Source organism: Conexibacter sp. S30A1 (assembly GCF_023330665.1).
Lineage (GTDB): Bacteria > Actinomycetota > Thermoleophilia > Solirubrobacterales > Solirubrobacteraceae > Palsa-465.
Genome location: NZ_CP097127.1, coordinates 3389340 through 3411107 on the forward strand (window position 1 = coordinate 3389340; position 21768 = coordinate 3411107).

A 21768-nucleotide genomic window follows, 5' to 3' on the forward strand; every position below is an offset into this window, starting at 1 on the left:
GCACATACGACTAGGGCGGGCAGAGGCCTCCAAGGGCCGGCCCGCTCTGAACACGAGAAGAGCAAGAGCTAGACATGGCGACCATCGCCCAGAACAAAATCCGCATACGCCTGAAGTCCTACGACACATCGGCGATTGAGACGGCGGCCAAGGAGATCGTCGAGACGGCGACGCGCACCGGTGCGACCGTCTCCGGACCGGTGCCGTTGCCGACGGAGAAGAACGTGTACTGCGTGATCCGGTCGCCGTTCAAGGACAAGGATTCGCGCGAGCACTTCGAGATCCGCACGCACAAGCGCCTCATTGATATCCACCAGCCGACCCCCAAGACCGTCGATTCGCTCCAGCGCCTCGACCATCTGCCCGCGGGCGTCGACATCGAGATCCGTCTGGCCTCCTGATGACCGCGATCCTCGCCAAGAAGATTGGGATGACCCAGCGCTTCCTCGAGGACGGGCGGGTCGAGCACGTGACCGTGCTCGAGGCGGGCCCGTGTCCGGTGACCGCGGTCCGCAGGCCCGAGCAGGACGGCTACAGCGCTGTCCAGCTTGCCTTTGCTCGCACCAAGGAGAAGCACATCTCAAAGCCCGAGCTCGGGCACCTCAAGAAGGCCGGTGTCGGAGCGCACAAGCACCTCGTGGAGTTCCGCAACGAGGGCGCCGAGCTGCAGATGGGCGACACCGTGACCGTCGAGAGCTTCAGCGCCGGCGACCGGGTCAAGATCTCGGGCACCTCCAAGGGCAAGGGCTTCCAGGGCACCGTCAAGCGCCACAACTTCAAACGCGGCCCCAAGACACACGGCTCGCACAACTATCGCGCCCCCGGCTCGATCGGTGCCTCCGCCTGGCCTGCACGGGTGATGAAGGGCATTCGCGGACCGGGCCACATGGGCGCCGCGCGCGTCACCCAGCGTGGGGTGACGGTGGTCGACGTGATCGCCAGCCAGAACCTCCTGCTCGTGCGTGGCGCGGTCCCGGGTGCGAAGGGCGGGATCGTGGAGGTGCGGACCGATGCCTAACACAGCCAACAAGCTCACAGGTACCGGGACCGTCACGCTTGACGCGGACGCCTTTGGTGCCAGCTTCAACATGGCCGTCGTGCACGAGACCGTGCGCGCCGAGCAGGCTGCTCTGCGTCAGGGCACGCACGCGACCAAGACGCGCGGGATGGTTCGTGGTGGTGGCGCCAAGCCCTGGAAGCAGAAGGGCAGTGGCCGTGCGCGAGCCGGCTCGTCGCGCAGTCCGCTGTGGACGGGCGGCGGCACGGTGTTCGGACCCAGTCCGCGTCACTACACCTTCAAGGTCAACCGCAAGGCGCGTCGTGTGGCGCTGCGCAGCGCGCTGTCGGTGCACGCGCAGCGCGGGTCGGTGGCGGTCTTTGACGCGTCGGTCTTCGAAACTCCTTCCAGCAAGCAGGCAGCAGCGTTGCTCGCGGGCTGGGGGCCGGAGGTGCCCACGCTTGTGGTGCTGACCGAGGATGAGCGCGAGGCCGGACTGTCGTTCCGCAACCTCGAGCGCGTGCTCGTGCTGCCGGCCGCGGACACCGGCGTGGCCAACATCGTCGGAGCCGCACGCCTGCTCGTCTCGGAGGCTGCGCTGCCGGAGCTGGTGGCGCGTGCTGCCGGCCGCAATGAGAAGCCCGAGGAGGCCGGAAGCTGATGGACGCAACCCAGGTCATCATCCGTCCCGTGGTCTCCGAGAAGACCTATGTGCTGGCGGAAGTTGGTAAGTACACGTTCCGCGTTGCCGACACGGCGCACAAGACGCAGATCCGGCAGGCGATCGAGCAGCTCTTCGACGTCAAGGTCGAGGCTGTCCGGACCTCGTCGGTCAAGTCCAAGCCCAAGCGCCGCGGCCAGACCGCGGGCCGCACCCGTCGCTGGAAGAAGGCTGTGGTGCAGGTGCGCGCGGGCGACACGATCCCGATCTTCCGGGGCCTTGAGGTGAGTGAGTAATGGCGATTCGTAAGCCAAAGCCGACCTCGCCCGGTCTGCGCTTCGTCAGCTATCCGGACTTTGCCGAGATCACGCGCACGACGCCGGAGAAGTCGCTGACCGAGGGACTCAAGAAGTCCGGTGGGCGCAACGCCTACGGCCGCAAGACCTCGCGCCACCGCGGCGGCGGCGCCAAGCGGTTGTACCGGCGCATCGACTTCAAGCGCACCAAGGACGGGATTCCCGCCAAGGTTGCCCAGATCGAGTACGACCCGAACCGCTCGGCCTACATCGCGCTGCTGCACTACGCCGACGGCGAGAAGCGCTACATCATCGCGCCCGCTCGCCTGAGTGTCGGCATGACGGTCGAGTCGGGCCCGAACGCAGATATCCGTGTGGGCAATGCGCTACCGCTGGGCAACATGCCAGCCGGCACCGTCGTGCACAACGTCGAACTGACTCCGGGCCGCGGCGCGCAGATCGGCCGCTCGGCTGGTATCGGCATCCAGCTGCTGGCCAAGGACGGCGACTACGTGACCCTGCGGCTGCCGTCCGGCGAGATGCGCATGGTGCGGGCACAGTGCCGTGCCACGGTGGGCACGGTCGGCAACTCAGACCACCAGAACGTGAAGGTCGGTAAGGCCGGACGCAAGCGCCACATGGGTGTGCGGCCACAGACTCGTGGCACGGCCATGAACCCGGTCGACCACCCGCACGGCGGTGGCGAGGGTTCCACCACACCGGGACGTCATCCGGTGACGCCGTGGGGTGTGCCGACGCTCGGCTACCGCACGCGCAAGAAGGGCAAGCTGTCCGACAAGTACATCGTTCGCGGCCGTAAGAGGGGTAAGAAGCGTTGAGTCGTTCAAGCAAGAAGGGCCCGTTTGTGCAGGAGCGCCTGATGGCACGGGTCGAGGCGATGAACGCCTCCGGCGAGAAGCGGATGCTGAAGACCTGGTCGCGCGCGTCGACGATATTCCCTGACATGGTTGGGCACACGATCGCCGTCCACGATGGTCGCAAGCACGTGCCCGTGTTCATCTCGGAGTCGATGGTCGGTCACAAGCTGGGCGAGTTCGCGCCCACGCGGCTCTACCGTGGCCACGCGGGAACGGGTAAGAAGCGATGAGCGACGAGACGCCGGAACTCGAGGCCGTGGACGGCGAGTCCGCCGCTGCGCCAGACACGAACGCAACTCCTGCCGCGGACGGCGAGTCCGCCGCTGCGCCAGACACGAACGCAACTCCTGCCGCGGACGGCGAGTCCGCCGCTCCGGGAGAGATGAACACAACTCCCTCCGCGACGGACTCGCCGGCCGCGGCTGAGCCGAGCGCCAAGCCCGCGCGGAAGCCACGCGCGGTAAAGCCGAAGGCGGACACGCCCGTCGCCGAGGAAGCCGCAGCCGAGAAGCCCAAGCGCACCCGCGCAGCCAAGCCCAAGGCGACCGCGACCGCGGCGCAGACGAGCGAGTCGGTGCAGCCTGCGCCTGACGCCGAGCCGCAGGCGGCGCCGAAGCGCGGCGCCGCCAAGCGTCGTGAGCAACCCGCGGCCGACATGGTCGTCCGTGCGCAGGCAAAGTACGTGCGCTCATCTGCGCGCAAGGCGCGTCTGGTCTGCGACAACATCCGCGGCAAGAGTGTCACTGACGCACGCGCTATCCTCGCGCATACGCCACGTGCGGTCGCTCGTGACTGGAGCACGTTGCTCGAGTCGGCGATCGCCAACGCCGAGAACAATCACGATCTCGACGGCGAGGATCTGGTCATCAAGGCGGTGCACGCCGATGAAGGTCCGACCATCAAGCGCTTTCGTCCGCGCGCGCAGGGCCGCGCGAGCAAGATCCGCAAGCGCACCGCGCACTTGACAATCCTCCTGACGCCGAAGAACTAGAAGAGACAACCATGGGTCAAAAAGTCCATCCCGAGTCGATCCGCGTGGGTTACATCCACGACTGGAAGTCAAACTGGTTCAGCGAGAAGCACTTTGCCGACTACCTGCATGAGGACACCGAGATCCGCAAGCACATCGTCGGCCGCCTTTCACATGCGGGTCTCTCTGACATAACGATCCGCAAGAGCGCGAACGAGGTGGAGGTCAACATCCACACGGCGCGGCCCGGCATCGTGATCGGCAAGGCCGGCTCCGAGGTGGACCAGCTGCGCCGTGACCTGCACCGGATCACCGGCAAGCAGGTGAAGGTCAACATCCTCGAGATCAAGCGCCCCGAGCTCGATGCACGGCTGGTTGCGCAGTCCATCGCCGAGCAGCTCCAGAACCGCGTCGCCTTCCGCCGCGCGATGAAGCGCGCTCTGACCAGCGCGATGCGGTCGGGTGCCAAGGGCGTGAAGGTCCAGGTGTCCGGTCGGCTCGGCGGCGCTGAGATGGCCCGCACGGAGGGTTACTCCGACGGTCGCGTGCCTCTGCATACGCTGCGCGCCGATATCGACTACGGCTTCCACGAGGCCCGCACTACCTTCGGGCGGATCGGCGTCAAGTGCTGGATCAACAAGGGCGAGATCATGCCCGAGGGCTACACCGGCGCCGACCTGACGATCATGGATGCCCCCTCGCCACAGCAGAATGACCGTGATCGCCGCGGCGGTCGTGACGGCCGCGATGGTCGCGGGCGTGGCGGCTCCGGTGGGCCGGGTGGTCGGGGTCGCGGTCGCGCACCCGGTCAGGGTGCGCCCGGCGGGTCCGGGGCCGGCGGAGTGGGCGCGGGTGCTCCCGGACGTGGTCGCGGACGCGGCCCAGGCGCCGGAGGCGCGAGCCGCGGGCCGGGAGGCTACGCGGGTCAGGGCGGGCGTGGCCCGAGTGGACCCGGCCAGGCTGGGCGTGGCCCGAGTGGACCCGGCCAGGCCGGGCGTGGTCCCTCACAAGGCGGCAGCGGTCGCGGACCGCGCCCCGCAGGCGCCCCCCAGAACCGTGGACCAAGGCCGGCGCAGGGCGGCCAGCCGCCGCGGGGCGGCCAGTCCGCGCCCGGTGGCTCTGCTCCCCGTCAGTCAAACGGAGGTAACGGCTGATGCTGGCCCCCAAGCGTGTAAAGCACCGCAAGCAGCACCGTGGCCGCAGGGCTGGGCTGTCGCGCGGCCAGGTGAAGGTGCAGTTCGGCGAGTTCGGCCTCAAGGCGCTCGACGCGGGCTGGATCACCAACCGCCAGATCGAGGCGGCGCGTATCGCTATGACCCGCAAGATTCGCCGCGGCGGCAAGGTCTGGATCAACATCTACCCCGACAAGTCCTACACCAAGAAGCCCGCCGAAACCCGCATGGGCTCCGGTAAGGGCTCACCGGAAGGTTGGGTTGCCGTTGTCAAGCCCGGGCGCGTGATGTTCGAGCTCGCGGGCGTGCCCGAACCGCTCGCCCGTGAGGCGATGCGGCTGGCTGGCCACAAGCTTCCCGTCCGCACCAAGTTCGTCGTGCGAGAAGAGGGATGAGCATGAAACCAGCTGAACTGCGCGACCTAAGCGAGCAGGAGCTCACTGCGCAAATTCATAGCGCGCGCCGGGACCTTCTCGGGCTGCGCTTCCAGCACGCCACTGGCGAGCTGGAGAACACGGCGGGCATGCGGCGTGCGAAGCGTGAGATCGCGCGCGCGCTGACGATCGCCAAGGAACGTGGAATCGAGATCAATGGCTGAGCAAACCGACAACGAAGAGACGACGGCCGTGGCCGCCGAGCAGCTGGCTGAGACTGCTCCGCAGGAGCCGAAGACCAGCAGCGCGGCGCCCAAAGGCAAGCGGGCCGCAAAGCCCAAGCCTGTCGTGGCGATGACTCCGCAGCAGCGTCAGGAGCAGCGAGAAGCGCTGCGCGCGAAGAAGGCGCTGGCACGCCGCCGTGGCCGTGCCGCCGACCGCGAGAGCTGGAAGGCGGGCGCACACGAGCGAACCGCCACGCCCCCGCGCGAGCACGAGAGCGGGATGCAGAAGACCCGGCAGGGCATCGTGGTCTCCGACAAGGCTGAAAAGACGATCACCGTGCGCATCGATGTCGCGCGCCGGCATCGTCGCTACCAGAAGGTCGTGCGAACCTCCACCACGCTGCACGCGCATGACGAACACAACGATGCCCACGTGGGTGACACCGTGGTTGTGCGCGAGTCGCGCCCGCTTTCGCGGACCAAGCGCTGGCGCCTGGTGCAGGTCGTTGAGAGGGCTCGCTGATGGTTCAGAACGAGACCAGATTAAGGGTGGCCGATAACACCGGCGCGCGTGAGATCCTCGTGATCCGCGTGCAGGGCGGGCACCGGCGCCGTTACGCGCGTGTCGGCGACGTGATCACCGCCACGGTCAAGCAGGCGACTCCGCAGGGCTCCGTGAAAAAGGGGGATGTCGTCAAGGCGGTCGTCGTGCGCACGAAGAAGGCCTACGGCCGCGAGGACGGAACCTACATCGCCTTCGACGAGAACGCCGCGGTGATCATCGACAACAACAACAACCCACGTGGCACGCGCATCTTCGGGCCCGTGGCCAGAGAGCTGCGTGAGCGCAACTTCATGAAGATCGTCTCGCTCGCACCGGAGGTGCTCTGACCATGCCTGCCCGCATCAAGACCGACGATCAGGTTGTCGTGATCAGCGGCAAGGACCGCGGCAAGCGGGGACGCGTACTGCGCGTCGACCCCAAGCACGAACGCGTCTACGTCGAGGGTCTGAACAAGATCAAGCGCCACCAGAAAGCCAACCCGATGTCGCCGACGGCCAACCAGGTCAGCGGAGTGATCGAGAAGGAGGCTGGGATCCATGTCTCCAACGTCGCGCTCGCCGACCCCAAGGACGGCAAACCGACGCGCGTAGGGATCGAGTTTGTGGACGGCAAGCGGGTACGTGTGGCGCGGCGCAGCGGGACGAGGATCGACTGATGGCTGCTCGGCTGAAACAGAAATACGAGAACGAGATACGCCCGGCGTTGATCGAGCGCTTCGGCTACCAGACGCCGATGCAAGCGCCGAAGATCATGAAGGTCACGGTCAACATGGGTGTTGGCGACGCCAAGCAGGACTCGAAGATGTTTGACGCAGCCGCCGAGCAGCTCGCGCTGATCACGGGTCAGAAGCCAAACGTCCGGCGGGCTCGCAAGTCGATCGCGCAGTTCAAGCTGCGCGAGGGCATGCCCGTCGGTCTGGCTGTGACGCTCCGTGGGGAGCGCCAGTACGAGTTCCTGGACCGCCTGTTCTCGGTGGCGATGCCTCGCATCCGCGATTTTCAGGGTGTGAGCCCCCGTGCGTTTGACGGCCGTGGGAATTACACGCTGGGGCTGCGCGAACAGATCATCTTCCCCGAGATCGATTACGACGAGGTCGACCAGACACGCGGCCTGGACGTCACGATCACCACCAACCGTTGCACCGACGAGGAGTCCTTCGCCCTGCTGGAGGCCCTCGGCATGCCATTCGCGAAGAGCGGGCGGCGCCAGACCGCCGCACAAAGTTAGGAACGAACAGTGGCCAAAACCTCACAACGAGTCCGTCAGGCACGGACACCCAAGTTCAAGACGCGGGGCTACACCCGCTGCCGTCGCTGCGGTCGCTCGCGCTCGGTGTACCGCAAGTTCGGTGTGTGCCGGATCTGTCTGCGCGAACTCGCGCACAACGGCTACATCCCCGGAATGACGAAATCGAGCTGGTGATCAGATGTCGATGACCGACCCGATCGCGGACCTGCTCACGCGCCTGCGCAACGGCGCCAAGGCGCAGCACCACGATGTCAAGAGCCCTGCCTCAAAACTCAAGGTTGAGGTGGCGCGTATCCTGCACGAGCAGGGTTACATCGAGGCCTACTCAGTGGTGCCGGCTGGCGCCGACCGGCCCGGCGAGGAACTCGTGGTGACGCTCAAGTACACTCGTGAGCGGCGTCCGGTGATCAGCGGCATCCAGCGCGTTTCGCGTCCGGGACAGCGTCACTACGTCGGTCACGACAGCATCCCAAAGGTCGAAGGCGGCCTGGGCACAGCGATTCTGTCCACCTCCCGCGGGGTGATGACCGGCCACCAAGCACGGCAGCTGGGCATCGGCGGCGAGGTAGTCGCGAAGGTCTGGTAGCGGCCAGGAAGATCAAGCAATGTCGAGAATCGGTAGACAACCAATAGCCCTGCCCACCGGCGTGAGCGTCACCATCGAGCCCGAGCGGGTCACCGTGAAAGGTCCCGGCGGAGAGCTCTCCGAGCGGATCGCGCGCGACATCAGTGTCGAGCAGGTCAGCGTTGACGGTCGCGAGCAGCTCGTTGTGTCGAGACCCACTGACCGCGGTGAGCACCGTGCGCTGCACGGCCTCACCCGCACGCTGGTCGCCAACATGGTCACAGGCGTGACCGACGGATTCCATAAGAACCTGGAGATTCAGGGTGTCGGTTACCGCGCCGCCCTCAAGGGCCGCGACCTCGAGCTTGCGCTCGGCTACTCACACCCGGTCGAGATCAAGGCGCCGGAGGGCATCAGCTTTGAGGTGCCGCAGCCGACGCGGATCACCGTGCGGGGCGCATCCAAGCAGCAGGTCGGTGAGATCGCTGCACAGATACGCAAGCAGCGCAAGCCGGAGCCCTACAAGGGCAAGGGGATCCGTTACGAGGGCGAATACGTCGCGAGGAAGGTCGGTAAGCGAGCATGAGTGTGAAGACGAAGCAGGCGGCGCGTCTGCGCCGCCAGCGGCGCGTGCGTGCCAAGGTCAAGGGAACGGCCGCACGTCCGCGCATCTCGGTGTTTCGCTCGAATCGTGGTATCACCGCTCAGCTGATCGACGACGATTCCGCTCGGACCCTGGCGGCTGTCAACTGGATTGAGCCCGCGCTGCGCGAGCTGCGCGGCAGTGAGCAGGCCCGCAAGGCCGGTCAACTGTTGGCTGAGCGCGCGCAGGCTCTGGGTGTGACCAGCGCCGTGTTCGATCGCGGCGGTTATCAGTACCACGGGCGTGTGCAGGCGCTCGCCGACGGGGCCCGCGATGGCGGGCTCACCTTCTAAGCGGCGTCCGGACGCTACTCTGGACTGACATTCATGGCACGAGAGCGAACAGTTTCAGCAGCAGGCCTCGACCTTCAAGAGCGGGTCGTGGAGATCAACCGTGTGGCCAAGGTCGTCAAGGGTGGTCGGCGGTTCTCGTTCACCGCGCTGGTCGTGGTGGGCGACGAGCGTGAGGTGGTCGGCGTCGGCTACGGCAAGGCTAACGAGGTGCCGGTCGCGATCCAGAAGGGGGTCGAACGGGCCAAGAAGAACCTCTACCGGGTTCCCAAGCACGGCTCGACCATCACCCACCAGACGACCGGAGTGTTTGGTTCAGGCAAGGTCTTCCTGAAGCCCGCGGCTCCTGGCACCGGCGTGATCGCCGGCGGCGGCGTGCGCGCGGTGCTCGAGCTCGCTGGCATCCACGACATCCTTTCCAAGTCGCTCGGCTCGCAGAACCCGATCAACCTGGTCAAGGCGACGATGGCCGGGCTCGAGTCGCTGCGCACACCTGAGGAGGTCGCAGCACTGCGCGGCCTGTCGGTCAACACCGTGCTGGGCCTGAACACCGTCGAGCGCGAGACCGCCACGCTGGATGGCGAGGACAGCCAGGCAAGTGAAGGGGAGGCCGCGTGAGCGACGCCCTGAAGGTCACGCAGCTGAAATCTCGAAACGGAGCGGATAAGCGTCAGCTGGACACGCTGCGCTCGATCGGGCTGCGGCGTATCGGTCATACCGTCCAGGTCAGTGACACGCCGCAGATGCGTGGCATGCTGCACAAGGTCAGGCATCTGGTGGAGGTGCGGGAGGGATGAGCAACTTGGACGAGACACTCGCGCCGGAAGCGATCGGCCTGCACAGCCTCAAGCCTGCGCCGGGTTCGCGGCGCCCGCGCAAGCGGGTCGGCCGCGGCGAGGGCTCTGGTACCGGCAAGACCTCTGGCCGAGGCCAGAAGGGGGCCGGGGCACGCACGGGCTCGAAGTCGCGCCCCAACTTCGAGGGCGGCCAGATGCCGATCCACATGCGGATGCGCAAGCTACGCGGCCCGCACATGAAGAAGTCAATGCCGTTTGAGCCATTCCGGACGCGCACTCAGGCCGTCAACGTCGGAGACCTCGAGGCTCGTTTTGAAGCAGGCGCGGTGGTTGACGCTGCGTCACTGGCGGCCAGCGGGCTTGCCACGCGCAAAGGCGTGCCGATCAAGGTGCTCGCCAACGGCGAGCTTGGCAAGGCGCTCAACGTGAACGTCCACGCCGTCAGTGCGGGCGCTCGCGCCGCGATCGAGCGCGCCGGCGGAACGGTGACGCTCATCGAGAGCACCAACCCCGAGTCCTGAGCAGGCTGTGGTGGCCCGCGCCACGCATCCGAAGCTGATCAGAGCGGCGCTCAGAGGAGAGCTGGCGCGATGATGTCGACAATCCTCGGCGCGTTTCGCGTGCCCGAGATTCGTCGCAAGGTGCTCTTCACCTTTGCGATGCTCGGGCTCTACCGGCTCGGTTCCTACATACCCGCGCCCGCAGTCAACGCCAGCGCGCTCAGACAGATCCAGCAGTCGGTGGGAGGCACCGGTGTGCTCGGCCTGCTGAACACCTTTTCGGGAGGCGCGCTCGCCCGCGTGGCGATCTTCGGGCTGGGGATCACGCCCTACATCACTTCATCGATCGTCTTGCAGGTGCTCACGGCGGTGGTGCCGTCGCTCGAGAAGCTCTCCAAGGAGGGCGAGGTTGGCCAGGCACGCATCACCCAGTACACCCGCTATCTCACCGTGGCGCTGGCGTTCGCGCAGTCGATCGGCTACGTGTTCCTATTCAAGAGCCTGGAGACCCAGGCCGGCGTCAATCTGATCCCCAACTTCAACGTCGGCAAGGTCTTCATGATCGCGATCACGCTGACGGCCGGATCGGTGCTCGTGATGTGGCTCGGCGAGCTGATCACGCAGCGAGGCATCGGCAATGGCATCTCGCTGATGATCTTTGCGTCGATCGTGTCGGGAATCCCGACCGGGGTCCAGTCTTGGTGGAACTCACCTGACCAGTCGTTCAAGGTCATGATGCCCTTCATCGTGTTCGCTGTCGTGGCCGGGGTCGTGTTCGTCCAGACTGGGCAGCGGCGCATCCCCGTGCAGTACGCCAAGCGCGTGATCGGCCAGCGTATGACTCAGGGCGGTCAGACATACATCCCGCTCACCGTCAACATGGCCAACGTCATTCCGGTGATCTTCGCCGCGACGGTGATGGCGGTGCCGCCGACTGTCGGGCAGCTCATCGGGCAGAACCACATCCACAACTTCGGCACCGAGCTCGCAAACTTCCTTTCGCCCGACGGCTGGCACTACGTGGTGGGCGAGGCGATCCTGATCATCCTCTTCACGTACTTCTACACCGCGATCGTCTTCAACCCCATCGATCAGGCCGAGAACCTCAAGAAGTACGGTGGCTTCATCCCCGGTATCAGACCGGGCCGCCCGACGGCCGAGTTTCTGGACCGCGTGCTCGCGCGGCTGACGTTCCCTGGGGCGCTGTTCCTCGCCTTCATTGCAGCGCTACCGACCATTCTGATCGCGCAGACCGGTGCCAGCTTTGCCTTTGGCGGGACCGCGATCCTGATCGTGATCGGCGTGGCGCTGGATACGATGCGCCAGCTGGAGGCCCAGCTGATGATGCGCAACTACGAGGGCTTCCTAAAGTAAGCGTCAACACGGCGTAAGGCCAGCGTAAGCGGAACGCTGGTCGGGCGGTGACACTCGGGCGGAGCGGGTAGCGCTCGGGCAATGGTTGCCCAGTCCGAGAGTCCGCGCAGGCTGGGCCGCAGGACAGTGTTGGATGGTCTGCGCGGCCTGGCGATCCTGCTGGTCATGTTGATGCACACCGACGTGCTGCACAACGGCTACGTTGGCGTCGACCTGTTCTTCGCGCTCTCGGGCTTCCTGATCACCAGCCTCCTGTATGAGGAGTGGGACCGCGACGGTGTCATCCGGCTGCAGCACTTCTATGCTCGTCGCGCACGGCGTCTGCTGCCAGCGCTCGGAGTCCTGATCGTGCTCGCGCTGATTGCCAACACCGTTTGCTACCAGCTCACGGGATGGCCGTTTGCCGTCAAGGCGCTGGCCAGCGTCACGTTCGTCAGCAATTGGCTGGCGGCGACCGGCCACGGCGCCAGCCTCGGGAGCTTCAATCCGACCTGGTCGCTGGCGCAGGAGGAGCAGTTTTACCTGCTTTGGCCGCCGCTCTTGCTGCTGGTGCTGCGGCGCGGGACCGGGCCACGACAGGTGGCAATGCTGCTCGCGGCGGCAATCGTGCTGCTCCTGGTGCTGGCGCCGATCGGCCGTGGTCATGGCTACGGGATCTACTACTCGCCCGCGGCGCGATCGGCTGAGCTGCTCGCCGGATGCCTCGCGGCTGTCGCCTGGCGGCACCGACTGGCGCGGCTGCCCGAGTGTGCCCTGGCCCGCTTGCCGGTGCGGATGCGGTCCGTCGCGGCGGGTGCCACAGGCCTGCGCGCGACGCTGGCCATGGTCCTGGCCTGCCTGCTCATGGGGCTGTTGCTTGACCGTGAGCTGCCCAGCGTCGAGGCTTATCTGAGCACTTGCGGGATCGGCATCGGGCTGATCGTGCTGCTTCTCGGCGCCCCGGCAAGTCTGCCGGCCCGCGCGCTTTCGCTCGGCCCCCTGCGCTTTCTCGGCCGGATCAGCTACGGGCTGTACCTGTTTCACCTGCTGGTGCGCAACGTTGTGTATCACTACCTACCGGCAGGCTCCGTCTATGTGAACGCGGCCGTCACATTCGCCATCAGCATCGGTCTGGCGACGCTCAGCTGGCGGCTTATCGAGTCGCGGGTGTTGTACGGCTCGGCCTCGGTGCGGCAACGCAAGCTGCGGCGCCGCCAGCGCCACCGTCTGCAGCCGGCCCGTGCCTCATGAGCGCTGCCCGCGTACGCTCTCGACGGCCTGTCGGTGTCCCTGCCCGATATGATCCCCACCCCATGGCCCGGCAGCTCAACCTGATCCTGGTAGGACCCCCCGGTGCCGGTAAGGGAACGCAGGCCGAACGCCTCCAGTCGGACTTCGGGCTGGCGTACATAGCGACCGGGGAGATGTTGCGTGCGAATGTCAAGGCTCAGACCGAGCTCGGCATGGCCGCCAAGCAACACATGGACGCTGGCGGCCTGGTACCGGATGATCTGATCCTGGCCATGACGGCCGAGCGGCTGGAGGAGGATGACACGCGCGATGGCTTCATCCTGGACGGCTTCCCGCGGAACCTGGCCCAGGCTGGTGCGCTCGAGCGCCAGCTGCAGCAGCAGGGTCGTCGCATCACGGCCGTGCTGCTGATCGAGGTGCCGGACGAGGAGATCGTCAAGCGCATTGCCGGGCGTCGGGTCTGTGTCAAGAACGGGCACAACTATCACGTCGATTACGACCCCCCAAAACTGCCTGATGTCTGCGACCAGGACGGGTCGCGCCTGATCCAGCGTGACGATGACAAGCCTGAGGTGGTTCAGCGGCGCCTGCTGGTCTACCACGAACAGACAGCCCCACTGATCAGCTACTACGAGGACCGTGGCCTGCTGCGCCGTGTCGACGGGATGCGAGCACCGGGCGAGGTGCACGACCACATCCGGGCGCTGATCGCCACGCTGCTGCTGGAGGACTCGCTGTAGGCGGGCCGACGGCTACGCTTGTGAGCACCAATGGCGATCATCAAGAAGACACCCGAGCAGATCGAACAGATGGCGGCAGCCGGAGAGGTTCTGGTTCGCACACTGGATCTTTTGGCGTCGAAGATTCGCTCTGGCGTCAGCACGCTCGAGCTTGATCAGGCGGCAGAGCGCTTCATCCGCTCGCAGGGGTGCGAACCGGCCTTCAAGGGCTACCACGGGTTCCCCGGTTCCATCTGTGCCTCGCCGAACTCGATGGTCGTGCACGGCATCCCCGGCGACTACCGGCTGGAACGGGGCGACATCCTCTCAGTCGATGTGGGTGTCGTGAAAGATGGCTGGGTGGCTGACGCGGCGCGGACCTTTCCCGTCGGCTCCATCTCGCCCGTGGCCGAGCGGTTGCTTGCGGTTACCGAGGAGTCTCTGCACCTTGCCGTGGCCCAGTGTGTGCCCGGCAAGCATCTGGGCGACATCGGCCACGCGGTCCAGCACCACGTGGAAAAGGAAAACGGTTTCTCCGTGGTTCGAACATTGGTCGGGCACGGAGTTGGTCGTCAGATGCACGAGGATCCTCAGGTTCCCAACTACGGGAAGGCCGGTACCGGCGTCCTGCTGGAGGCGGGTATGGTGCTGGCGGTAGAGCCGATGGTCACCGTGGGACAGCGCGATGTGCACGTGGGCGAAGACAACTGGTCGATCTACTCAGACGACGGGTCGCTCGCCGCGCACTTCGAGTTCACCATTGCGGTCACGCCGCAGGGGCCGCGGATCCTCACGCCCTGGCACCAGGCGAAGGCCGGGGCGCGCGCTGCGGCGTGAGCACCAGCTTGCTACTATGACCCTTTGCGCTCGCGGCGCCTGGTTGCGCTGCGTGCGTAGCCCGTCGCGGTAGCGGCGACCTGAAGCGGTCGCCAGAGCCGTCGGCGCGGATCCAGAGCCAATAACTCACGACGAGAGCGAAGCGACGTGAAAGTACGACCGTCGGTCAAGCCGATGTGCGAAAAATGCAAGATCATCCGCCGTCACGGGCGTGTCCTGGTGATCTGCTCCAACCCGCGACATAAACAGCGGCAGGGCTGAGAGCATGGCGCGCATTGCCGGAGTCAACATCCCGCTCAACAAGCGTGTCGAGATCGGTCTGACCTACATCTACGGCATCGGCCGTCCGACCTCCAATCGCCTGCTGGCGGAGCTCGGGATCGAGCCCGATCGCAAGGTCAGGGACCTCACCGAGGACGAGGTCGTGAAACTGCGCGACCTGATCGACAAATCGGCGGTCGTCGAGGGTGACCTCCGTCGCGAACGCTCCCAGAACATCAAACGCCTGCAGGAGATCGGCTGCTACCGCGGCCTGCGCCATCGGCGCGGCCTGCCTGTGCATGGCCAGAACACAAAGACCAACGCGCGTACACGCAAGGGCCCGAAGCGCATGCAGGTGGCCGGCAAGAAGAAGGCAGGTAAGAAGTAGCCAATGAGCCCCGCTCCCCGTAGGCCGCAGCGAGGCCGCCGTCGCGTTCGCAAGAACATTCCCGTCGGCCAAGCGCACATCAAGACCTCGTTCAACAACACCATCGTGTCGCTGACTGACCGCGAGGGCAACGTGATTGCCTGGGAGTCGGCCGGCGGCGCTGGCTTCAAGGGTTCGCGCAAGTCCACGCCCTTCGCCGCGCAGGTGACGGCCGATGCGGCCGCACGCAAGGGCATTGAGCACGGCCTGCAGAAGGTCGAAGTCTTCGTCAAGGGTCCTGGGTCGGGGCGCGAGACGGCGATCCGCTCGCTCCAGGCTGCGGGCTTGGAGGTCACCGGCGTCAAGGACGTCACGCCGCAAGCGCACAACGGCTGCCGTCCCCGCAAGCGCAGGAGGGTTTAGGAGCATGGCTAGAGACACTGGACCGCAGTGCAAGCAGTGCCGGCGCGAGGGGCAGAAACTGTTCCTCAAGGGCGAGCGCTGTCTGACCGACAAGTGCGGCGTCGAGCGTCGCGGGTATCCGCCGGGCGAGCACGGCCGCGGGCGTCAGAAGCAGAGCGAGTACCGTCTGCAGCTGCGCGAGAAGCAGAAGGCCAAGCGCTACTACGGCGTGCTCGAGAGGCAGTTCCGGATCTACTACGAGAAGGCCTCCCGCCAGCCCGGTATCACCGGTGAGAACCTGCTGCGCACGCTCGAGTGCCGTTTTGACAACGTGCTCGTGCGGCTTGGCTTCGCGGCCTCGCGACGCCAGGCCAGGCAGCTGATCCTGCACGGGCACTGGACGATCAACGGTCGCCGGGTGAACATACCGAGCTACCAGATGCGCGACGGCGATGTCATTGCGATCGCGGCCAGCTCGTCTGCCACCCAGCTGATCCGCGACGCGACCGAGCTCACCGGCCAGGTTCCCGCCTGGCTGCAGGCCGATCACGACTCGCTGACGGCGAAGGTGCTCCGACGGCCGGAACGGCGAGAGATCGCGGCTCCGGTGCAGGAGCAGCTGATCGTCGAGCTGTACTCGAAGTAAACAACCTTTCCCTGCCGCGTGCGGGTGGCGCAGCCGCCACGCGCGCGGCCTCGAAGCGCCGGTCTGCGGGCCGGCACCAGAACCCACGATGCTAGGAACGCGCGATGCTTGACTTCCAAGTCCCCCGAATCACCAGCGAGTCAGTCGAAGAGAACCGCGGCTCTTTCACGATCGAGCCGCTCGACCGCGGCTTCGGCTACACGTTCGGCAACTCGTTGCGGCGCGTGCTGCTCTCGTCGCTGGCTGGCGCGGCGGTCACGAGTGTGAGGATTGAGGGTGTCGCGCACGAGTTCTCCACGATCAAGGGTGTCAAGGAGGACGTCACCGACATCGTCCTGAACCTGAAGGGGATCGTGTGCCGGATGCACTCCGATGCCAGCGAGGTCGAGGCGCCACTGGTCGTCAGCGGCCCCGGCGAGATCACCGCCAAGGACATCGATCTGCCCTCCGGTGTCGAGATCCTCAATCCCGACGCGCACATCGCCACGCTCGAGAAGCAGACCAAGCTCGAGGTCTACCTCACGATCGGGCGCGGCCGTGGCTACCGCCCCGCCGAGGAGAACAAGTCGCCTGACCAACCCATCGGCGTGATCCCGATCGACTCGATCTTCTCGCCGGTGCGACGCGTCGCCTACAACGTCGAGCAGGCGCGCGTGGGGCAGCGGACCGACTTTGACAAGCTCACGCTCGACATCGAGACCGACGGCTCGATCGACCCGCACGCCGCGCTCCGCGAAGCGGCCGAGATCCTGATCTCGCAGCTGGCGATCTTCACCGACGCTGAGCGCGTGATCGAGCTGCGCGACAGTCACACGAGCGGCATCCTCGACACCGGACTGGCCGGAATCGACGCGTTGCACGGTGTTGGCGGCCGCGCGCCGAGCGCGATGGACGACATCCTGATCGAGGAGCTCGAGCTTGGCGTGCGCTCCTATAACTGCCTGAAGCGCGCCGGGATCCAGACAGTGGGAGACCTCGTGTCCCGCAGCGAGGGTGAGCTCAACGCGATCCCGAACTTCGGCAAGAAGTCGATCGACGAGGTCATCGAGACCCTGCAGGCACGCGGCCTCACGCTGCGCGACGGCTAAGCTATCGCGAGTCACAAGGACCTATTCCATGCGTCACCAACGAAACCGATACCAGCTCTCGCGCAGCTCCGCACACCGTAAGTCGCTGCTGATGAACCTCTCCAAGGAAGTCATCGAGCATGAGCGCATCGAGACGACCGAGGCCAAGGCCAAGGCCGTCAAGCCCGAGCTCGAGAAGCTCATCACGCTCGCCAAGCGCGGTGACCTCCACGCCCGCCGGCAGGCTCTGTCGGCGCTCGGCCAGGACAAGTTCGCGGTCTACAAGCTCTTCGAGGAGGTTGCGCCGCGCTACAGCGCTCGTGATGGCGGCTACACCCGCATCCTCAAGCTCGGGCCACGGCGCTCGGACTCGACCGAGATGGTCCTGCTCGAGCTGGTCTGACCGGCGCCGGCTAGCGCTGGTCACCGCTCACGGGAGCGGAGCGAGGCGGTCGGACAGGCGCGCAGACGCGCCGTGCCGCGATACTGCGCCGGTGAGCGCCAGGCTGACGATCGAATACGACGGCACGAACTTCGCGGGCTGGGCCGCCCAGCCAGGCCAGCGGACCGTCCAGGCTGAGCTCGAGCGCGCGCTGCAGACTGTGCTGCGCCACCCGGTGGCGCTCACGGTGGCCGGGCGCACCGACGCCGGTGTGCACGCCAGCGCTCAGGTCGCCTCCCATGCAGGTGAGGCTGCCCCGCTGGGCAGCCTCAACGCCCTGCTGCCGGCCGACGTGGCGGTCATCGCCTCCGAGCCCGCGGCCGAAGGCTTTGATGCGCGACGCGACTGCACCTCGCGCGCCTACCGCTACCGCGTCCTGGCGCGGCCGGCACGGCCGGCACTCGATCGCGCGCGAACGCTGCACTGGCGCTACCCAATCGACCGCGCGGCGCTCGAGGCGTGCGCGGCGCTGCTGGTCGGCACGCATGACTTCCGCGCGTTCACGCCGGCCGACACCTACCACGTGCGCTTCGAGCGCGACGTCTACGCGGCGCGGTGGCTGGTCACGGAGCACGACGTGCTGGAGTTCTGGATCGAGGCTGACACCTTCATGCGCCACATGAACCGCGTGCTCGTCGGCACGATGCTGGAGGTCGCTCGCGGCCGACGATCGCTCGAGCAGTTCGGGCGGCTGCTGGACGGCGCCCCGCGGGCGCAGGCTGGCCCCACGGCCCCCGCGTGCGGCCTCTGCTTCGCCGGCGCCGGCTACGGCGGCCGGCGGCTGCTCAGCCGGCCGGGCTGAGCGCGACCAGCGCGCTGCGCAGATCCCTGACGTGCGAGCTGTCGATCGAAACCAGGCAGTTGGCGTAGGCCACAGGCTGGACGCTGCCGCCCGCATAGATCGAAGCCTCGCTCGTGCACTCCGCGTCGCGGTAGCCCAACCAGTCCGTGGTGGCCCGGATGAACGCCAGCCGGCCGGAGGTGCCGAGTCGGGCAAACGCCTTCGCGTTGAGCGTGTCGATCGTCCTGTCGATGCTCAGCACCCGGTGTTCGGCGCAGCCCTCGATCTGCAGCGTGGTACGGGGGTTCTTGGGGCAGTGAAGGAGCGTGAAGTGCTCGTGCACCAGCGGCGGTGCGATACGCGTCTTGGCCTGGCTGCCCGCGGGGGCGAGCAGCGTCAGGGCGAGCGCGACTGCGCAGGCGGTCAGGGCACCGCCGAGTGCCGTGGCCATGGGGAACCGTCGTAGCAACATGCACGACCATCTAAGCAACCCGCGCGGCGGCACATCGGCCCGCCGCCGCGCGCTCTAGCCTTGGTGTCATGCGCGTGCTTCTGACAAACGACGACGGCATCGAGGCCGAGGGTCTCGGGCGTCTGCGGGAGGCGCTGCTCGAGCTGCCCGGCATCGATCTGCTGGTGGTCGCCCCGGACGGCAACCGCTCCGCGATGGCACGGTCGATCACCGTCCGCCGCCCCCTCTGGGTACAGGAGTTCAGCTTCGCCGACGGCGGTGTGGGCTACGCGACCGACGGCACCCCCGTTGACTGTGTGCGCCTGGCGAGCCTGGGCCTGGTGGACGGCTGGGCGCCCGAACTGGTGGTCGCGGGGGTCAACCACGGCTCCAATCTCGGCGACGACATCACCTACTCGGGCACGGTCGCGGCTGCGCTCGAGGCGATCGTCCTCGGCCTGCCCGGGATTGCGGTCTCACAGCAGTCGGCCGCACTCGAGCTTGACTTTCGCCAGAGCGAAAGCTTCGACTTCACGGCCGCAGCCGCCTTCACCGCCCGGCTGGTCGCGGAGCTCGCGGCCACGCCGCTGGCTGAGGGCACGCTGCTCAACGTCAACTTTCCCGGGCGCGCGCCGGAGGGCATCGAGGTGGCACGTCTCGGCAGGCGCCTCTACCGCGACGCGCTGGCGCTGCTTGAGAGAGACCCCGCGCAGCCTAACCGTCGTCTCTACCGGGTCTACGGCGAAGCCGTCGAACCCAGTGACGAGGAGGCGGACACGGACGTTGCCGCGATTGCCTCCGGCCGGGTCGCGGTGACGCCGCTGCACTTCGATCTGACCGATCACACCGGTGTGCGGGCGCTGCTTGAACACGGGCTGGACCACCTGCTCGAGCCGGCACGACGAACCAGCGAGTCGTGACGTTCGCTGACGGCGACAGCGAAGCTGACCGGGTCGCGCAGCTGCGCGAGCTCATCGCTCACCACTCCTATCGCTACCACGTGCTCGACGATCCGGAGATCGGCGATGACGCGTACGACGCGCTCTATAGCGAGCTGCGTGAGCTCGAGGCAGAGCATCCCGAACTGGTGACCCCGGACTCACCAACCCAGCGAGTCGGCGAGGTGCCGGTGTCCGACCTCGTCAAGGTTGAACATCTGCAGCGGATGCTCTCGCTGGCCAACGTCCGCTCGGCCGCGGAGCTGCGCGCGTGGATTGTGCGCATGCGCAACTTCCTTGCGCGGGAGGGAATCGAGGACCCTGTCTTTGAGTTCGTGGCCGAACCAAAGATCGATGGTCTGGCCATGTCGCTGGTCTATGAGGATGGGCTGCTGGCGCGTGGCGTCACCCGCGGTGACGGGCAGACCGGCGAGGATGTGACCCACAACCTGCGCACGATCGCGCAGATCCCGCTGCGTCTGCGCGCCGTTGCGCCGCCACCGCTGGTGGAGGTGCGCGGCGAGGTGTACATGTCGCTGCCGGACTTTCAGGCGCTCAACGAGCGTCGCGCTGCCGCGGGCGAGTCGACCTTCATGAACCCGCGCAACTCGGCCGCCGGGACCGTACGCCAGCTCGACCCCAGGCTCGCCGCGGAGCGGCCACTCTCGTTCTGGGCCTACCAGCTCGGCGTGGTCTCAGAGGGTGTTGGCTTTGCGACCCATTGGGCGGCGCTCGAGTGGCTGCGCGAGCTCGGGTTTCCGGTGCATCCCGACATCCGTGTGATCTCTGGTGAGGACGAGGTGGTGGCTCAGTGCGAGCGCTGGCAGGAGCGGCGTGGCTCGCTTGACTTCGAGATCGACGGCGTGGTCGTCAAGGTCAACGATCTCGAGCTTCAGCGACGGCTCGGCGTGGTTGGCCGCGAGCCGCGCTGGGCCGTGGCCTGGAAGTTTCCTCCCACAACGGCGCTCACCACGCTGCTCGACATCGGCTGGAACCCCGGCAAGTTCGGTGACCTTCACCCGTACGCGATGCTTGCGCCGGTACACGTCGGCGGCGTCACCGTCAAACAGGCGACGCTGCACAACGAGGAGGACCTCGCTCGCAAGGATCTGCGGATCGGCGAGCCGGTGATCGTGCTGCGGGCCGGCGACGTGATCCCGCAGGTCGTCGGGCCCGCGCCGCACGTCGCGGAACGCTCCGACCGTCCGCCCAAGCCGCGCCCCCCGGAGCGCTGCCCCGTCTGCGCAACGCCGACCGTCAAGCCCGAGGGTTCGGTCTTCACCCGCTGTCCCAATCGTGACTGCCCAGGTCGCCGTCTCCAGCTGCTCACGCACTTCGTCGAGGCGATGGATATCGAAGGGCTTGGCGAGCGCCAGGTGCTGGCCTTCATGGAGCGCGGTTGGTTGCAGAGTGCCGCCGACGTCTACCGTCTGCCGGAGCGAGAGCAGCAGCTGCTCGCGCTGACTGGCTACGGCGAGACCTCGGTGCGCAAGCTCTTTGATGCGATCGAAGCGTCCAAGGCAAGGCCGTTTGGTCGTGTTCTGTTCGCGGTCGGGATCGAGGAGGTCGGTGACGTGACCGGCCGCGCGCTCGCCCAGCAGTTTGGCGACGTCGACGCGCTGCTTGCGGCCTCGCCTGAGGAGCTCGCGCAGACACCGGGCGTCGGGCCGAAGATGGCTGCGGCGATCCACGCGCAGCTCGGTGACCCGGCGATGCGCAGTCTGATCGCGACGTTGCGTGCGCAGGGCCTGAACTTCGCGCAGGACCGCACCCCGGGCCGCGAAGGCCCGTTGGCGGGGCTGACGCTGGTCCTGACCGGGACCCTGCCGGGGCTGACCCGAGAACAGGCGACCGCGCTGATCGTGGACGCCGGCGGCAAAGTGACGGGGTCGGTGTCCAAGAAGACCGCCTACGTTGTGGCGGGTGACAGCTATGGCTCAAAGCTTGCGCGGGCAGAGGCCCTGGGGGTACCGGTCCTGGACGAGGCGGGGCTGCTGGAGCTGCTGGCCGGTCACGGTGGTGGGGGAGTAGAGTCGTCAAGCAGCTGATGATGAGGGGGCTAATCGAGAGGTA

35 protein-coding genes are annotated in these 21768 nt (G+C 66.9%); 34 read left to right on the top strand and 1 reads right to left on the bottom strand.

What is annotated here, in order from left to right; genetic code table 11:
* Positions 1–83 precede the first annotated feature (83 nt).
* From rpsJ to truA, 32 genes are all read left to right on the top strand, one after another.
* Positions 84–401, top strand: a complete 318-nt coding sequence (gene rpsJ / locus M3M54_RS16240) for a 30S ribosomal protein S10 (protein WP_249021795.1) — start codon at positions 84–86, stop codon at positions 399–401.
* The gene (gene rplC, locus M3M54_RS16245; protein ID WP_249020065.1) at positions 401–1018 is read left to right on the top strand and encodes a 50S ribosomal protein L3; all 618 of its coding nucleotides are present in this window, start codon (positions 401–403) and stop codon (positions 1016–1018) included. The genes rpsJ and rplC overlap by 1 nt, the downstream gene beginning before the upstream one ends.
* Positions 1011–1658 (top strand): 50S ribosomal protein L4, encoded by a 648-nt coding sequence (rplD, locus tag M3M54_RS16250; protein ID WP_256465797.1) that lies wholly within the window; start codon positions 1011–1013, stop codon positions 1656–1658. Before rplC ends, rplD begins: the two co-directional genes overlap by 8 nt.
* Positions 1658–1954: a 50S ribosomal protein L23 gene (gene rplW / locus M3M54_RS16255; protein ID WP_249020066.1), complete on the top strand. Its 297-nt coding sequence runs from the start codon at positions 1658–1660 to the stop codon at positions 1952–1954. The genes rplD and rplW overlap by 1 nt, the downstream gene beginning before the upstream one ends.
* Positions 1954–2793: a 50S ribosomal protein L2 gene (gene rplB, locus M3M54_RS16260; RefSeq protein WP_249020067.1), complete on the top strand. Its 840-nt coding sequence runs from the start codon at positions 1954–1956 to the stop codon at positions 2791–2793. Before rplW ends, rplB begins: the two co-directional genes overlap by 1 nt.
* Entirely contained in the window at positions 2790–3062 is a 273-nt protein-coding gene (gene rpsS, locus M3M54_RS16265; RefSeq protein WP_249020068.1) for a 30S ribosomal protein S19, read from the top strand. The genes rplB and rpsS overlap by 4 nt, the downstream gene beginning before the upstream one ends.
* A 425-nt stretch (positions 3063–3487) precedes the next feature.
* On the top strand, positions 3488–3823 hold the full coding sequence (rplV, locus tag M3M54_RS16270) for a 50S ribosomal protein L22 (protein ID WP_249021797.1): 336 nt from the start codon (positions 3488–3490) through the stop codon (positions 3821–3823).
* Positions 3824–3834: 11 nt separating this feature from the next.
* Positions 3835–4956, top strand: coding sequence for a 30S ribosomal protein S3 (gene rpsC / locus M3M54_RS17110; RefSeq protein WP_371878605.1), 1122 nt, complete (start codon positions 3835–3837; stop codon positions 4954–4956).
* On the top strand, positions 4956–5369 hold the full coding sequence (rplP, locus tag M3M54_RS16280) for a 50S ribosomal protein L16 (protein ID WP_249020069.1): 414 nt from the start codon (positions 4956–4958) through the stop codon (positions 5367–5369). Before rpsC ends, rplP begins: the two co-directional genes overlap by 1 nt.
* Before the next feature lie 2 nt (positions 5370–5371).
* Entirely contained in the window at positions 5372–5572 is a 201-nt protein-coding gene (rpmC, locus tag M3M54_RS16285) for a 50S ribosomal protein L29 (protein ID WP_249020070.1), read from the top strand.
* Positions 5573–5852: 280 nt separating this feature from the next.
* Entirely contained in the window at positions 5853–6095 is a 243-nt protein-coding gene (gene rpsQ, locus M3M54_RS16290; RefSeq protein WP_249021798.1) for a 30S ribosomal protein S17, read from the top strand.
* Positions 6095–6463, top strand: a complete 369-nt coding sequence (gene rplN, locus M3M54_RS16295) for a 50S ribosomal protein L14 (protein WP_249020071.1) — start codon at positions 6095–6097, stop codon at positions 6461–6463. Before rpsQ ends, rplN begins: the two co-directional genes overlap by 1 nt.
* 2 nt (positions 6464–6465) lie before the next feature.
* Entirely contained in the window at positions 6466–6792 is a 327-nt protein-coding gene (gene rplX, locus M3M54_RS16300) for a 50S ribosomal protein L24 (protein ID WP_249020072.1), read from the top strand.
* Entirely contained in the window at positions 6792–7364 is a 573-nt protein-coding gene (rplE, locus tag M3M54_RS16305) for a 50S ribosomal protein L5 (RefSeq protein ID WP_249020073.1), read from the top strand. Before rplX ends, rplE begins: the two co-directional genes overlap by 1 nt.
* A 9-nt stretch (positions 7365–7373) precedes the next feature.
* Positions 7374–7559, top strand: a complete 186-nt coding sequence (locus tag M3M54_RS16310; protein WP_249020074.1) for a type Z 30S ribosomal protein S14 — start codon at positions 7374–7376, stop codon at positions 7557–7559.
* 4 nt (positions 7560–7563) lie between these two features.
* A complete protein-coding gene (rpsH, locus tag M3M54_RS16315; RefSeq protein WP_249020075.1) occupies positions 7564–7971 on the top strand; it encodes a 30S ribosomal protein S8 in 408 nt (135 codons plus the stop codon).
* A 19-nt stretch (positions 7972–7990) separates the two neighbouring features.
* Positions 7991–8536 carry a 50S ribosomal protein L6 gene (rplF, locus tag M3M54_RS16320; RefSeq protein ID WP_249020076.1) on the top strand — a complete coding sequence of 182 codons (546 nt, stop codon included), beginning with the start codon at positions 7991–7993 and terminating at the stop codon, positions 8534–8536.
* Complete coding sequence (gene rplR / locus M3M54_RS16325) at positions 8533–8886, top strand: 50S ribosomal protein L18 (protein WP_249020077.1); 354 nt, start codon at positions 8533–8535, stop codon at positions 8884–8886. Before rplF ends, rplR begins: the two co-directional genes overlap by 4 nt.
* Positions 8887–8919: 33 nt before the next feature.
* The gene (rpsE, locus tag M3M54_RS16330; protein ID WP_249020078.1) at positions 8920–9501 is read left to right on the top strand and encodes a 30S ribosomal protein S5; all 582 of its coding nucleotides are present in this window, start codon (positions 8920–8922) and stop codon (positions 9499–9501) included.
* Positions 9498–9680, top strand: a complete 183-nt coding sequence (gene rpmD, locus M3M54_RS16335) for a 50S ribosomal protein L30 (protein ID WP_256465798.1) — start codon at positions 9498–9500, stop codon at positions 9678–9680. Before rpsE ends, rpmD begins: the two co-directional genes overlap by 4 nt.
* Positions 9677–10201 carry a 50S ribosomal protein L15 gene (gene rplO, locus M3M54_RS16340; protein WP_249020079.1) on the top strand — a complete coding sequence of 175 codons (525 nt, stop codon included), beginning with the start codon at positions 9677–9679 and terminating at the stop codon, positions 10199–10201. The genes rpmD and rplO overlap by 4 nt, the downstream gene beginning before the upstream one ends.
* 69 nt (positions 10202–10270) lie before the next feature.
* A complete protein-coding gene (secY, locus tag M3M54_RS16345; RefSeq protein WP_249020080.1) occupies positions 10271–11554 on the top strand; it encodes a preprotein translocase subunit SecY in 1284 nt (427 codons plus the stop codon).
* A gap of 81 nt (positions 11555–11635) precedes the next feature.
* Positions 11636–12784, top strand: a complete 1149-nt coding sequence (locus M3M54_RS16350) for an acyltransferase (protein WP_249020081.1) — start codon at positions 11636–11638, stop codon at positions 12782–12784.
* Positions 12785–12846: 62 nt separating this feature from the next.
* Positions 12847–13524 carry an adenylate kinase gene (locus tag M3M54_RS16355; protein ID WP_249020082.1) on the top strand — a complete coding sequence of 226 codons (678 nt, stop codon included), beginning with the start codon at positions 12847–12849 and terminating at the stop codon, positions 13522–13524.
* Between the two features lie 30 nt (positions 13525–13554).
* Positions 13555–14340 carry a type I methionyl aminopeptidase gene (map, locus tag M3M54_RS16360; protein WP_249020083.1) on the top strand — a complete coding sequence of 262 codons (786 nt, stop codon included), beginning with the start codon at positions 13555–13557 and terminating at the stop codon, positions 14338–14340.
* A gap of 147 nt (positions 14341–14487) precedes the next feature.
* Positions 14488–14601 carry a 50S ribosomal protein L36 gene (gene rpmJ / locus M3M54_RS16365; RefSeq protein WP_012932843.1) on the top strand — a complete coding sequence of 38 codons (114 nt, stop codon included), beginning with the start codon at positions 14488–14490 and terminating at the stop codon, positions 14599–14601.
* A 4-nt stretch (positions 14602–14605) separates the two neighbouring features.
* Positions 14606–14989 (top strand): 30S ribosomal protein S13, encoded by a 384-nt coding sequence (rpsM, locus tag M3M54_RS16370; RefSeq protein WP_249020084.1) that lies wholly within the window; start codon positions 14606–14608, stop codon positions 14987–14989.
* A 3-nt stretch (positions 14990–14992) separates the two neighbouring features.
* Positions 14993–15391 (top strand): 30S ribosomal protein S11, encoded by a 399-nt coding sequence (rpsK, locus tag M3M54_RS16375; RefSeq protein WP_249020085.1) that lies wholly within the window; start codon positions 14993–14995, stop codon positions 15389–15391.
* Positions 15392–15395: 4 nt separating this feature from the next.
* On the top strand, positions 15396–16016 hold the full coding sequence (gene rpsD, locus M3M54_RS16380) for a 30S ribosomal protein S4 (RefSeq protein WP_249020086.1): 621 nt from the start codon (positions 15396–15398) through the stop codon (positions 16014–16016).
* A gap of 104 nt (positions 16017–16120) precedes the next feature.
* Entirely contained in the window at positions 16121–17104 is a 984-nt protein-coding gene (locus M3M54_RS16385; protein ID WP_249020087.1) for a DNA-directed RNA polymerase subunit alpha, read from the top strand.
* Between the two features lie 28 nt (positions 17105–17132).
* The gene (rplQ, locus tag M3M54_RS16390; protein ID WP_249020088.1) at positions 17133–17486 is read left to right on the top strand and encodes a 50S ribosomal protein L17; all 354 of its coding nucleotides are present in this window, start codon (positions 17133–17135) and stop codon (positions 17484–17486) included.
* A gap of 91 nt (positions 17487–17577) precedes the next feature.
* Positions 17578–18327 carry a tRNA pseudouridine(38-40) synthase TruA gene (truA, locus tag M3M54_RS16395; protein WP_249020089.1) on the top strand — a complete coding sequence of 250 codons (750 nt, stop codon included), beginning with the start codon at positions 17578–17580 and terminating at the stop codon, positions 18325–18327.
* On the opposite strand, the gene M3M54_RS16400 is transcribed toward truA, so the two are convergent.
* Positions 18311–18757 (bottom strand): lysozyme inhibitor LprI family protein, encoded by a 447-nt coding sequence (locus M3M54_RS16400; RefSeq protein ID WP_249020090.1) that lies wholly within the window; start codon positions 18755–18757, stop codon positions 18311–18313. The genes truA and M3M54_RS16400 overlap by 17 nt on opposite strands.
* An 89-nt stretch (positions 18758–18846) precedes the next feature.
* Here M3M54_RS16400 and surE point away from each other — a divergent pair, with 89 nt between their 5' ends.
* Positions 18847–19677: a 5'/3'-nucleotidase SurE gene (gene surE, locus M3M54_RS16405; RefSeq protein ID WP_249020091.1), complete on the top strand. Its 831-nt coding sequence runs from the start codon at positions 18847–18849 to the stop codon at positions 19675–19677.
* Entirely contained in the window at positions 19674–21743 is a 2070-nt protein-coding gene (ligA, locus tag M3M54_RS16410; RefSeq protein WP_249020092.1) for an NAD-dependent DNA ligase LigA, read from the top strand. Before surE ends, ligA begins: the two co-directional genes overlap by 4 nt.
* Positions 21744–21768: the final 25 nt, after the last annotated feature.